The 13,943-nt window shown below is 60.6% G+C and carries 8 protein-coding genes; 6 read left to right on the forward strand and 2 right to left on the reverse strand.

Features of this window, described 5'->3' with window-relative positions:
- The first annotated feature begins 275 nt into the window (after positions 1-275).
- The 6 genes from JOE33_RS14280 (at position 276) to JOE33_RS14305 (ending at position 9,946) form a co-directional block, all read left to right on the forward strand.
- Complete coding sequence (locus tag JOE33_RS14280; RefSeq protein ID WP_187625356.1) at positions 276-2,306, forward strand: methyl-accepting chemotaxis protein; 2,031 nt, start codon at positions 276-278, stop codon at positions 2,304-2,306.
- A 181-nt stretch (positions 2,307-2,487) separates the two neighbouring features.
- Entirely contained in the window at positions 2,488-4,410 is a 1,923-nt protein-coding gene (locus tag JOE33_RS14285) for a methyl-accepting chemotaxis protein (RefSeq protein ID WP_054993370.1), read from the forward strand.
- A 697-nt stretch (positions 4,411-5,107) separates the two neighbouring features.
- Positions 5,108-6,862: an ABC transporter permease subunit gene (locus JOE33_RS14290; protein WP_209924092.1), complete on the forward strand. Its 1,755-nt coding sequence runs from the start codon at positions 5,108-5,110 to the stop codon at positions 6,860-6,862.
- Positions 6,863-6,884: 22 nt separating this feature from the next.
- Positions 6,885-8,189: a nitrate/sulfonate/bicarbonate ABC transporter ATP-binding protein gene (locus tag JOE33_RS14295; protein ID WP_024640682.1), complete on the forward strand. Its 1,305-nt coding sequence runs from the start codon at positions 6,885-6,887 to the stop codon at positions 8,187-8,189.
- Between the two features lie 51 nt (positions 8,190-8,240).
- Entirely contained in the window at positions 8,241-9,308 is a 1,068-nt protein-coding gene (locus JOE33_RS14300; protein ID WP_010435078.1) for an ATP-binding protein, read from the forward strand.
- Positions 9,308-9,946: a response regulator transcription factor gene (locus tag JOE33_RS14305; RefSeq protein ID WP_032611208.1), complete on the forward strand. Its 639-nt coding sequence runs from the start codon at positions 9,308-9,310 to the stop codon at positions 9,944-9,946. Before JOE33_RS14300 ends, JOE33_RS14305 begins: the two co-directional genes overlap by 1 nt.
- 117 nt (positions 9,947-10,063) lie before the next feature.
- Here JOE33_RS14305 and JOE33_RS14310 read toward each other — a convergent pair whose 3' ends face one another.
- A complete protein-coding gene (locus tag JOE33_RS14310) occupies positions 10,064-11,947 on the reverse strand; it encodes an acyltransferase family protein (RefSeq protein ID WP_187625357.1) in 1,884 nt (627 codons plus the stop codon).
- A 95-nt stretch (positions 11,948-12,042) separates the two neighbouring features.
- A complete protein-coding gene (locus JOE33_RS14315; protein ID WP_187625358.1) occupies positions 12,043-13,326 on the reverse strand; it encodes a hypothetical protein in 1,284 nt (427 codons plus the stop codon).
- Positions 13,327-13,943: the final 617 nt, after the last annotated feature.

Consider the following 13,943-nt stretch of genomic DNA (forward strand, 5'->3'; position numbering starts at 1 on the left):
CGCCTGCCGCAAGCGTCATACCGGCAAAGCGCTCTCGCCCGCCACTCGCCTGATGATCCTGACCTCACGTTAACCGTGACCCGGTCGATAGCCCGAGTATCAGGCTATGGCACCCATTGAACTTCCTGATGGGCCACTGCTCTCAAGTGATGTCAATGTGCCTTCATCTGAGCGGATGACCTCGTTCATCCTGTCACAGCCGGCCCGTACTACCCGTGATGCAAAGAAAGGAGCTTTTCCACTCGGATTGGACCCCTAATTAAAAAGAGAAAACTATGAACATCCTTTCGCCTGGTATCTACCTAACCAATCGCCTGCGCTTCCCTGCCAAGTTTGCCGTTTTAGCCATCATTATCGTTATCCCGCTGATCGTTCTCGGTCTTCGGGTTTTCAACAGCCTGAATGCAAGCATCGACACCGTCGCGCAAGAGCGCGTTGGCCGTGAGTACCTGCAATTGACCACCCCCGTTCTGCGACTCTCCATGCTGCAGCGTGCGGCCAGCAACCGTCTGCTCGCCGGCGATGCCTCCGCCGCTCAGGATCTGGCCAGCAATCGTGCTCAGCTCGAGACCGCTCTTGCTAACCTTGCCGATATGGATGCACGACAGGGTCAGCAGCTGGAGACCGAGAACCGCGTACAGCGCCTGCGTGAAAGCACCCGTTCCCTTATGGACAGTATCAAGCCAGGCCTGTCGCAGGATGAAGTGTTCGCCCAGTGGAACGAGCAACTGGCCCAGACGCTCAACTTTATCTACTACGTCTCGGCCACCTCGGGCATGGTGCTGGACGAAGACTACGCCTCGCTGTTTCTGATCGACCTGAGCACCATTCGTATGCCCCGGGAAATCAACGTCGCCGGTCAGATCCGCGGTATTACGGCAAGCTTGATAACCGGTCAGGGCCTGAGTGTATCGATGCGCGGCTCGCTCGAGAGCCTGCTGAAGATCGAACTGCAATTTCGCGCGGAACTGGAGCAGAGCATTCGCCTGCTCAAGCGTCGTTCGCCAGAGCTGGCCGCGCGCATCAGTGACCCGATCACTGCCGCTACTGCCGCGATGGACAGCTTTCGCGGTGACCTGCACGCGTACGTAAAAGGCACAGAGTTCTCCGTGCAGCAGGGTCAGGCGCTGAGTGCGCGTGGCAACGTGGTTGTCTCGGGTCTCTACAAGGCTCAGGACGAAATTCAGACTGCGCTTCAGGATGAATTGAATACGCGCTACGACGCCTTGGTGCTGCAACGCGAAGTCGTCATTGCCATGTGTGTGATCATGGGCCTGCTGCTGCTCTACGCGTTTTGCAGCATCTACCGTGCCTTGCGCCTGACCATCGACAGCCTGCTGGGCGTTACCCGCCGTCTGGGCGAGGGCGATCTGAGTGCACGCGTAGCGGTGGTCAGCAAGGACGAAGTGGCGGATATCGCCAACGGCCTGAACCTGATGGCCGACGCCTTCGCCAGCTCCATCTCGCACATGGACCGCACCTCTTACGAACTGACTGATGTGGCGTCCCGGCTGGGCGCATCCATCGGCCTGGCCAAGCAATCAATGAACGCGCAGCAGGCTGAAACGGAGCAAGTGGCGACCGCGATCAACGAGATGACCGCGAGCGTTGCCGACGTGGCGCAGAACACCGAAGGTGCTGCATTGGCCGCCGATGAAGCGAACACCGCATCACGTAACGGTCTGCGCATCATGCACCAGGCACACTCGACCATTCAGGCGCTGGCCGAAGAGGTGGAGGTCAGTGCCCAGAAGGTCCAGGCGCTGGCCCTGCACAGTCAGTCGATTGGTGGCGTTATCCAGGTCATCAGCACCATTGCCGATCAGACCAACCTGTTGGCCCTCAATGCCGCCATCGAAGCCGCGCGGGCGGGCGAGCAGGGTCGCGGGTTTGCCGTGGTGGCTGATGAAGTCCGCACGCTGGCTTCGCGCACTCAGGCGTCGACCGAAGAAATTCGCGGCATCATCCAGCAACTGCAAGGTGCCACCGATGCTGCCGTGCAGCAGATGCAGGCCGGGCAGCAGAAGGCCCATGCGTGTATCAGTGCCGCCAGCGATGCCTCGGGCAGCCTGTCGAGTATCAGTCAGGGCGTGGAGCGCATCGTCGAGATGAACACGCAGATTGCCAGTGCTGCCGTGCAGCAGCATGCGGTCTCCGAAGACATCAACCGCAATGTCATGGAGATTCGTAACAGCTCCGGGACGTTGATGCTGGGTATCGACAACAACGCGGTAACCGCCGATGAACTGGCGCGGGTCGCTAGCGACATGCGCAATGTCGTGGCGCGTTTCAAGCTCACTGCCTGATTGAATCGGGGGCTGTTCAGCCCCCGATTTCCCTCCCGAATCGGCGCGCTCGCGCGGATTGTCTTTTTCCGATCAAGTTTTGCTCTTCTGCGGCCGATAGCTCTGGCGCGCGGTTTTGCTGTCTATAAAAACAAATCTCAGCTCTTTCGTTGCGCACAAAAAAGCATTTTCAGGAGATTTTATGAACAGCAGATTTGCGAATATCAGCGTCAACATGAAGTTGGCATTGGGCTTTGGGACCGTTCTTTTCTTCACGGCTGTCCTCGCCCTCGTCGGCTGGACCAGCCTCGACAAGCTCATCTATCGCACCGACCGAATCGGCGATATCACCAGGCTGAGTGACAACCTGACCAATCTGCGAATCGCGCGTCTGCAATACATGCTGACTGACGGCGATGAAACCGCAGCACAGAACATGCAAAGCAAGCTGGATGTGTTCAAGGCGCAGCAGCAATCCCTGCTCGTCAGCTTCAACAATCCGGTCAACCTCAAGCCGCTGCGCGAACTGGCCGATGTCACTCGCGACTATGAAGCCTCCCTGAACAGCATGCGCGCCGTGTATCAGTCCGGGGCCAAGGTGCGCAACGAGATGACCGCCACTGGCACAGCGGCCATGCAGGCCGTCGAGTCGTTGAACAATGCCGTCATGCAGATCGACCCTTCTGACCCGGCACGCTTCGATCTGGCCCAGTTGGCGAACAGCGCTCGGCAAGACCTGGTTCTGGTGCGTTATGAAGTGCGCGGCTATACCGGCAATCCGAGTGACAAGACCGAGACAGCAGCCTTTCAGCAGCTCGATAGCGCAATCAGCCATCTGGACAGGCTCAAGGGCGCTTTTGGCACTGCCAATCGCGAACAGATCGCACAGTTTGAAACCGCTTTGCGCAATTACCGCAGCTCGGTCGATGCCTTCAAGGCAACCACTCAGACGGCTGCGAGCGTGCGCAAGGATCTGACCACTCAAGGCGCCACCATCGTCAAGCTGGGCGAAGAGCTGTACGGGCTGCAGATGCAGATGGGCAAGGAAGACACCGCTCACGCGCGCAGCCTGCAGCTGGGTTGTGTGGTGTTGGTCATGCTGTTGGGCATTCTTGCCGCTGTGGTCATCACGCGTCAGATCACTCGTCCATTGCGCGATACGCTGGCCATCGTCGAGCGTATTGCGTCCGGCGACCTGACGCATACCGAAGCGGTTACCCGACGCGATGAACTGGGCGTGTTGCAGCAAGGTATCCAGCGCATGGGTACAACCTTGCGCGAACTGATCTCCGGTATTCGCGACGGCGTCACGCAGATTGCCAGCGCGGCCGAAGAACTGTCGGCAGTTACCGAGCAGACCAGTGCAGGGGTCAACAGCCAGAAAGTCGAGACCGACCAGGTGGCCACCGCCATGCATGAAATGTCGGCGACCGTGCACGAAGTGGCGCGCAATGCCGAGCAGGCGTCCGTGGCGGCTTCCGATGCAGACAAGCAGGCGCGTGATGGCGACAAGGTCGTCGGCGAGGCCATCCAGCAGATCGAGCGACTGGCCGCCGAGGTGGTTCGCTCATCTGACGCAATGAATGTGCTTGAGCAGGAAAGTGACAAGATCGGCAAGGTCATGGATGTGATCAAGGCGGTCGCCGAACAGACCAACCTGCTGGCCCTCAATGCTGCCATCGAGGCCGCGCGTGCAGGGGAAGCCGGCCGGGGTTTTGCCGTGGTGGCCGACGAAGTTCGTGGTCTGGCGCAGCGTACCCAGCAGTCCACCGAAGAAATCGAAGGGCTGGTGGCGGCCTTGCAGAATGGCACGCGTCAGGTGTCGGGCATCATGCTCGGCAGCCGCACGCTGACTGACAGCAGTGTCGAACTGACGCGCAGGGCCGGTACGTCACTGGAGAGCATCACCCGTACGGTATCGAGCATTCAGGCGATGAACCAGCAGATCGCTGCCGCCGCCGAGCAACAAAGCTCGGTAGCCGACGAAATCAGCCGCAGCATCGTCAACGTTCGCGACGTATCCGAACAGACCGCCGAAGCCAGCGAAGAAACCGCAGCCTCCAGCGTCGAGCTGGCACGCCTCGGTGGCCAGCTGCAGATGATGGTCAGCCACTTCCGGGTTTGACGGTCGTGCCCACGCGGAGTAGCCGGACACCTATCGTTCCGCACGCTCCAGCGTGGGAATGCATTTCGTGACGCTCCGCGTCACAGCCCCATGCCGCGCCGCCTGCTCAAGGGAGGACGCAGAGCGTCCAGAACGGCATGCGACGCGGAGCGTCGCACGATAGTCGAGATTATCGTTCCGTACGCTCCAGCGTGGGGATGCATTTCGTGACCCTCTGCGTCACATCTCCAGGTTGTACCGCCTTCTCAAGGGAGGACGCAGAGCGTCCAGAACGGCATGCGACGCGGAGCGCCGCACGATAGTCGAGATTATCGTTCCTCACGCTCCAGCGTGGGAATGCATTTCGTGACGCTCCGCGTCACAGCCCCACGCCGCGCCGCCTGCTCAAGGGAAAACGCGGAGCGTCCGCAACGGCATGCCCACGCGGAGCATGGGCACGATGATGTTCTTTTGCACAATACTTAACAGGTCTGAACAACAGAGCCATAGTTATATAACTATACGTTGGTATATCTCACTCATACTTACAGATAAACATGAGCTACTTTTGCAGGTTTCTACTGTTGATCGAAACGCTATAAGCTTTACCTCACTGTCCGGCAACTATTAACTCACGGCCTTTATACGTTATCGCTGACTGCCTGTTTGCTTATAAAACGGGTGGGTCTGCGCCTGCGCGGCCGGCTCGAGGTGAGCAATGCATTCGATATTTGAATTCGGTAAAAGCCTGCGGACGCCCCGTTTCGTAAAACCCGGTGCACGCACGCCTTATTGGGCCGATGGTATTTGCCTGGCCATCCTGACTCTGTTTATTGGCCTGTTCATTTATGGCTTTGGGCAGATGATGCAGCCCCTGACTGTGCTGAATTCCAGCCCCATGAGCCTTGATCCGGCGCGCCTGCCCGAATATGCCTTGCGCACCACGCTGCGTATGTTCATCGCGCTGGGCGCTTCGTTGATCTTCACTTTTGTCGTCGCCACGCTGGCAGCCAAAAGTCGCAAGGCCGAACAGGTGATCATCCCGGCGCTGGATATTCTTCAGTCGGTACCGGTGCTGGGTTTTCTGACGTTCACCGTGACCTTCTTCATGGGACTGTTTCCCGGTCGGCAGATGGACGTCGAATGCGCAGCGATCTTTGCCATCTTCACCAGCCAGGCCTGGAATCTCGCGTTCAGTTTCTATCAGTCACTGCGTACTGTGCCGAGTGATCTGAACGAAGTCAGCCGTCAGTTCGGGCTGTCTGCGGTACTGCGCTTTACACGCCTGGAACTGCCGTTCGCCATACCGGGGCTGGTGTGGAACATGATGATGTCGATGTCCGGCGGCTGGTTTTTCGTGGTCGCCTGCGAGGCCATTTCGGTCGGCGATACCACGGTCAATCTGCCGGGTATCGGTTCCTGGCTGGCGCTGGCCATCGAGCAGAAAAACCTGGCTGCGATTGCCTGGGCAGTGGGCGCAATGGCGCTGGTGATTCTGGCCTATGACCAATTGCTGTTCAGGCCGATCGTCGCTTGGGCGGACAAATTCCGCTTCGAGCAAACCGCATCGTCGAAGCGTCCGCGCTCTTGGATGTACAGCCTGCTGGGCCGCTCCCGTGTGGCGCCGATGCTGGCTTCGGTCCTGGCTGCACCGTGGAAATGCCTGATGCTGATCGACTGGCGCGTGTTCTCCCGGCTGTGGAAAGTGAAGCTCACCCCAGGCATCGCTCGCGTGCTCGACTACGTGTGGCTGGGTCTGGTCATGGCCGCTTGCCTGGCCGGCAGCGTGTACCTGTTCAGGTTCATCGAAGCGTCACTGGGCACCAGCGACATGGTCACTGCCTTTGGTCTGGGCCTGGCGACGATGGTGCGCGTGATCGTACTGATCGTCATCGCAAGCCTGATCTGGGTGCCCGTCGGTATCTGGATCGGCTTGCGTCCGGTCTGGGCCGAACGCTTGCAGCCTATCGCGCAGTTCATGGCGGCGTTCCCGGCCAACGTCCTGTTTCCGTTTGCCGTGATCGCGATTGTCGGCCTGCACCTGAACCCGGATATCTGGCTGTCGCCACTGATGGTGCTCGGCACCCAGTGGTACATCCTGTTCAACGTGATCGCCGGAGCCAGCGCCTTGCCGACTGACCTGCGCGAAGCAGCGACCATGTTCAACATGCGCGGCTGGCAGTGGTGGCGCCGTGTCGCGCTGCCTGGCGTGTTTCCCTACTACATCACCGGTGCGCTGACCGCGTCGGGTGGTTCGTGGAACGCCAGTATCGTCGCCGAAGCGGTTTCCTGGGGCGATCAGCATCTGGAAGCGGCAGGCCTGGGGTCATACATCGCAAATGCGACCCAGGCGGGCGACTTTCCACGTGTCGCGCTGGGCATCGTGGTCATGTCGGTCTTCGTGATTGCGTTCAACCGGTTGCTGTGGCGCCCGCTGTACGGGTTTGCCGAGCGACGTCTGAGTCTTGTCTGATCGTGTGTAAGGGGAGGGCGCCATCATGATGGCTGTCGAAACGCGTTGCCTGGTAGATGTTCAGAAGGTCCGACATGTGTACGGCAAAGGCAGCAAAGAGCGCTTGGTGCTGGATGACGTGACACTGACGCTCAACGAGAACGAAATAGTGGGCCTGCTGGGCCGGTCCGGTTCGGGCAAGTCGACCCTGTTGCGCTCCATCGCCGGGCTGGTGGTGCCCACCGAAGGTGAGGTGAATTTCCCTCGTCGTGCGCAAGGGCGTGCGATGTCGGTGGGCATGGTGTTCCAGAGCTTTGCGCTGTTTCCCTGGCTGACAGTGCTGGAAAACGTCGAAGTCGGCCTCGAAGCGCAACGTGTGCCCGCCGCGGTACGTCGCAAGCGCGCACTGGCGGCCATCGATCTGATCGGCCTGGACGGTTTCGAGAGCGCCTACCCCAAGGAGCTGTCCGGAGGCATGCGCCAGCGGGTTGGAATGGCGCGCGCGCTGGTCATCGATCCTGACGTGCTGTTGATGGACGAACCGTTTTCCGCGCTCGACGTGCTCACCGCCGAAACCCTGCGCACTGACTTGCTGGACATGTGGAGCGAAGGGCGCATGCCCATCAAGTCGATCCTGATGGTGACGCACAACATTGCCGAAGCCGTGCTGATGTGCGACCGCATCCTGCTGTTCTCCTCCAATCCTGGGCGGGTGATCAGCGAGATAAAGGTCGATCTGCCACAGCCGCGCAACCGCCAGGACCCGATCTTCCGGGCGCTTGTGGAAGAGATCTACGTGCTGATGACCCAGGACAACGACGCAGGTGAGATTCGCCAGGGCGTGTTTCCGGGCACCGGGCTGGGGATGGTATTGCCGCAGGTTTCCACCAACGCACTGGCCGGGCTGATCGAGGCGATTCACGCGCCGCCCTACAGCCTGAAAGCCGACCTGCCGGAGCTGGCCGCTGCGCTGCATTACAACGCCGACGAGCTGTTCCCGATTGCCGAGGTGTTGCAACTACTGCGCTTCGCTGAACTGAAGGGCGGCGACATTCGCCTGCTGCCAGCCGCCAATCGCTATGCGCTGGCGGATGTCGACGAGCGCAAGCAACTGTTCGCCCAGCATTTGCTGAGCTTCGTGCCGCTGGTGGCGCACATTCGGCGGGTACTGGATGATCGTCCCACGCACACTGCACCGGCACGGCGCTTTCGCGATCAACTCGAAGACTTCATGTCCGAAAGCGATGCAATGCAGACCCTCAATGCAGTGATTCAATGGGGGCGCTACGCGGAGTTGTTTGCCTATGACGAACTGGCCGATCAGTTCAGCCTGGACAACCCGTCCTGAGGTTTGTAGGACATACTCAACGGGCCTTTTGCAACCAGCGGGATGATGCACATGCGTGAACCTGAATCCTACGGCAAGGCCGCTATGGCGGTACGGCTGATCGCTTTGCTGATGCTGGCGCTGGTCATTGCGGTTGCCGACACCTTGACCGACCTGGAAATCGCCGTGGGTGTATTCCAGATTGTTGTGGTGCTGCTGGCGGTCAGGCTCCTGCCGGTCGCAGGCGTTATCGCGATGGCGTTGCTGTGCATGGTGCTGACCGTGATCAGTTACGAGATGACGACCTCCAGAGGCAGTGAGGCGTCCGGGCTTATCAATTGCATTATCAGCCTGGCGGCCATCGCCATGACCACCTGGCTGGCGCTGCGCATGGCGCTGGCTATCCGCTCGGTACATGAAGCGCGCTCGCAACTGGCGCGGATCGCACGGGTCAATCAACTGGGTGAGCTGACGGCGTCCATTGCTCATGAGGTCAATCAGCCGCTGTCGGCCATTGTCACCAGCGGCAATGCCTGCCAGCGCTGGCTGGCCAGCGAGCCGGTCAATCTGGACAAGGCCCGTCAGGCCGTGGAACGCATGATCAGTGACGCGAACCGCGCCGGGGACATCATCGTCCGGGTGCGCGCTCTGGCAAAACGTTCGTCCACTCACAAGGAGTGGATCAGCGTGGCCGATACCGTCGCCGAGATCGTGGCGTTGGCGCACAGCGAGATAGAAGGGCAGGGCGTGGCACTGCTGGTCGACGTTCCGGAGGGCCTGCCGCCGCTGCTGGCTGATCGGGTGCAGATCCAGCAAGTGTTACTGAACCTGATGCTCAATGGCGTCGATGCGATGAAAAGGCTCGAGGCGGATCAGGCGCAACTGGAGGTTCGGGTGGGCTGGCATGACGGCGGCAATATCGGATTTTCGGTCATCGACAATGGCATCGGCGTGCCACCGGAAAACCTCCATCAGTTGTTCGACGCGTTCTACACCACCAAGGAGGAAGGGATGGGGATTGGTCTGGCGATCAGCCGTTCGATCATCGAAGCTCATGGCGGGCGCATCTGGGTCACGCCCAACCCTGCAATCGGTGCTACGTTTCACTTCACCCTGCCCACTGGAAAGATGGAAACCTGATGAGTACAGCTGTCACTGCATCGCAGGCCGAAGAACCGATCATCTACGTCATCGATGACGACCTGTCGGTGCGCTCCTCGCTGGAGGACCTGCTGGCCTCGGTCGGATTGCGCAGCATGCTGTTCGGCTCGACCCGCGAGTTTCTGGATACTCCGCGCCCTGACGCGCCGGGCTGTCTGATTCTGGACATTCGCATGCCGGGCATGAGTGGCCTGGATTTCCAGGAACATATGGCCAGGTCAGGGATTTCCCTACCGGTCATTTTCATCACCGGGCACGGCGACATTCCCATGTCCGTACGGGCCATGAAGGCCGGTGCAGTGGAGTTTCTGACCAAGCCCTTTCGCGATCAGGACTTGCTCGACGCCATCCAGCAGGGGTTGGCGCAGGATCGCAGCCGACGCCAGAGTGCCGCCGTGGGAGCCGAACTGCAGCGCCGCCACGCCAGCCTCAATCCCGGTGAGCAGCAGGTGATGGAACTGGTGGTCAGCGGCCTGCTCAACAAACAGATTGCAGCGCGGCTGAACGTGAGCGAAATCACCGTCAAGGTCCGCCGTGGCTCGGTGATGCGCAAGATGGAAGCCGATTCCCTGGCCGACCTCGTCAAGTTTGCCGAGCGCCTCAAAGAGCTGCATTGATCGACGACCCCATCGGTTATACCCATGTCTCGTGGGAGCGAGCCGGGCGACGCTTCGCTTGCTCGCGAAGAGGCCGGTACAGCCTCCAGAAGCAGGACGTTTGTACTCAGCGGCTCACTAATTCATCAACTGCGGCAGTACGTAATTGCGCACCACGTACAGCGAGCCTTCTGCGCTCAAGTGCCCCGAGTCGATCTGCAGCAGAGAGCGGTTGTCTTCCAGGCGTACCAGGCAGGCATCGGCGATGCACAGTTTGTCGATCAGTGACACGAACTGGATGCCTGCCGATGCGGCAAGCGCGCGGGTTGCCTGATCCACCAGCATGACGCTTTGATCCAGAGCCGGATCGCGGATGTGCGATTCGCTCAGCCCCCAATGACGGTTGGCGATGACACTGGGCAGCGACGGGTTCCACTGCGGGACCGGGCCGATCAGCACGATATGCTTCGCGCCAAGACCCTTGAGCCGGACCGCGATCTGCGTCCAGTCGGTCTTGTCATGCCCATCCTTCTGCGCGATGACCACGATATCCGGACGCAGCCTTTCGATGCTCTGCAAGGCTGTTCTGTTGGAGTAGTCACAGGCCCTGCTGGTCGCCGATGTGCGTCCTTCATGGTTACTCAGAGCGGGACGGCAACTGGCCGAGGCGACCTGATAGAAGGGCGTGCTGTGTGTCAGCAAGGTACGCAAGCCGAGCGACAGCGCCTGTGCATGAGAGTCGCCCCACAGGAACACTCCGCCTGCGCCCTGTTTGCGGATGCAAGCTTCGTCGATGCCTGATTGGCCGCGCTGGGTCAGGGCGGAGAAAGCGTCACATTTCAGCCAGTAAGGCTCGTACAGATTGTGCTGACGATCAGCGTATTCCTGAATGAAACGCGCCTTGTCCGAAACGCTGACCGGGCGCAGTGGCGATACCACGCCGCTGGTCGCGCTCACCAGCGCTCCGCCCACGAACACCAGAGCGATCAGTGTGCCAGGCATGGCAAGCCTGCCGCGCTGATCAGACGACGGTCTGCTGGCGGGCTGCTCGATCAGCCGCCATGAGACCAGACCCAGCGTCACGGCCACGCCCATGCCCACCAGCACTGTGCGGGTCTCGCCCAGCAACCCGGCGTCATTCATCCACAACACCACCGGCCAATGCCACAGGTACAGCGAGTACGACCGTGTGCCGATCCATTGGGCCAGCGGGTTACAGGTCAGCAGCGAGTCGTTGCGTGCGGCGACGATCACCGCGAACGTCCCCAGCACCGGCATCAGCACCAGGTAACCCGGCCATGTGTCCTGTACGGACAGCAGGAAGAACCCGGCCACGATCAGCGCCAGTCCGACGTGTTCCAGAACGCGCTGCTGCAGGGCCTTCAATTGCAGCGGGAACAGGCAGGCCACGCCACCTGCCAGTAACTCCCAGGCGCGGCTCGGCAGCAGATAAAACGCGGCCTCCGGCCATTGCAAGGAGGCAGATATGCACACCACAAAGCCTGCCAGACTCGTGCCCAGCACCCACCAGCGCAGGTTGTTCAGCGCGACCAGACGACTGAGCACCAGCAGCGCAATCGGGTACAGCAGGTAAAACTGCCATTCCACCGACAGCGACCAGGTATGCAGCAGCCATTTCTCATGGGCACTGGCAGTGAAGTACCCCGCCTCACGCCAATAGACAAGGTTGGAAACGAACCCCAGGCTGCTGGCCACATGTGTGCCCAGCGCGCTGTAGTCCAGCGGCAGCAGGGAGAACCAGCCCAGCAGCAGCAGGGCAAAACACAGCGCGGCGAGGGCCGGGACGATGCGTCTGGCCCGTGACGTGTAGAACGCCGCCAGCCTGAATTTGCCGCGCCTCAAGCCGCGCAGGATGATCCCGGTGATCAGATACCCCGAGATCACGAAGAACACATCCACACCGGCAAAGCCGCCAGGCAGCCAGTCGGGGTGGAAGTGGAAGAGCAGCACTGCGATCACCGCGATGGCGCGCAGGCCATTGATGTCTTTTCTGAAGTCCATTGGAGAAAGCCATCCGGTGGCTGATCGTGAGGGAGATGTGCCGGGGATCAGCCGAAACGTATCGGCGGCCAGCGTGGTGATGAGTGTGGTGGCGGTCAGCGGGCAGTCGACGACAGTCCGGGCGCATGGCTCCCAGGGGCTTGCCTGCCGGCAATCACATGACCAATGGCCAGACCTATGAACAGGTTGGCGACAGCGACCTCGAACATGTCGGTGGTCCAGCTGATCAGGCACCAGCAAAAGCTGATCGCCAGCAGCATATGGCCGACACGGGTCTGATCATCGATCAGTCGGAACAACAGCGGGATCTGCAGCGCATACAGCAGCAAGCCAAGCACGCCGAGCATTGCCCAGAGATACAGGGCGGAGCTGTCCATGCCGAGAAATACCCCGGCACCGTTCACTGGAAACAGCCCCATCGTGCTGCCGACCATGCCGAAGCCCGCGCCGCTGATCATCCAGCCTTCGCGACTCATCGCATTGATCAGGCCGGGCCAGGTGTTGATCAGCCGGTCATACAGCGAGGCCAGAGAGCCGCCGCTGCTGACCGCGTAGGCATCAGGACTCACAATCAGCCCCAGTGCCGGCAACAGCAGACCGATGCCCACCACCACGGTGCACAATGTTCTGCAGGTCCAGTGCATCCGCCGCATCAACAGCAGCATGACGGTCAGGGCGAAGGCCGCAGCTGGCGCTTTGCTGGTGGTCAGCACGATGGCGTAAAGCGCCACCCCACTCAGCAACAACATCATCAGGCGCGAGCGCAGAAACATGAGCAGGTACAGCGTGTAGAAGGCGATCATGATCGACAGCACGTTGGACACTCTGGCGAAACCGGCAATGCGATCCACTTCGTCCGCACTCCATGAGGTGTTGGCGCTCAACTGGGTTTCACCGACGCTGTAGCTATAGCCTTTCCAGGGCACGGAGGTGAGCTTGTCCAGGGCAATCCCCAGCAGCGAGGCCAGCAGGCAGAAACCAATGGCGCGGTACAACAGCTTGCGGCGATACAGCAGGTGCCGGCCACATACCAGGCCGAACACCAGCGGGCTCAGCGCGAACAGACTGAACGCCAGGTTGTGCACGCTGGCACGATGCAGCATGGCCAGCAGCCCGGAAAGCAGCCACAGGATCGTGAATGTCCAGAACAACCGTCCTGCCCTGAAGGTGCGCAGTTCCAGCGCAAACAGCAGGATGCAGGCGGCCTTGGGCAGATAGAGCAGGGGGCTTATGCCTGCCTGATCGAAGTAGAAGCGCAAGGCTCCGGAAAAGGTCTCGACCAGAATCAGGCTGATGGCGACCCACACCACCACCGTGGACTTGTCAAAGGACATCAACGACGACCTGGCGTCGACGCTGCTCGCAGTATTCAACGCCATGCTGGCTGCCTTGTGAAATACGTCAGGGGAATTGCGCGGACAAAGCTACCGCCCGACGATCACGGCAACGTGTCGACACAGGCAGGCTTTGGGAGATGGGGGTCTGGAGCGGACGCTCGCAACGGCATGACAACAGGTATATCAGTCGCAGTTGGGGCAACTGTCAATTAATTAGTCAGGATTAATGGTTATGCGCTGCATGCCCCGTGCCGAGGATAGGACGCGGAGCGTCCGGAACGGCGTGCCCACGCTGGAGCATGGGCACGATGGTGTTCCTGAGAACCCCTATCGTTCCGCGTGGGAATGCCTTTCGTGACGCTCTGCGTCACAAATCTGCGCCGCGCTGCAGTACCGAGGATCGGACGCGGAGCGTCCGGAACGGCATGCCCACGCTGGAGCATGGGCACGATGGTGTTCCCGAGAACCCCTATCGTTCCTCACGCTCCGCGTGGGAATGCCCTTCGTGACGCTCTGCGTCACAAATCTGCGCCGCGCTGCAGTACCGAGGATCGGACGCGGAGCGTCCGGAACGGCATGCCCACGCTGGAGCATGGGCACGATAGTGTTCCCGAGAACCCCTATCGTTCCTCACGCTCCGCGTGGGAATGCCTTGCGTG

The organism is Pseudomonas sp. PvP027 (genome assembly GCF_017833005.1).
Lineage (GTDB): Bacteria > Pseudomonadota > Gammaproteobacteria > Pseudomonadales > Pseudomonadaceae > Aquipseudomonas > Aquipseudomonas congelans.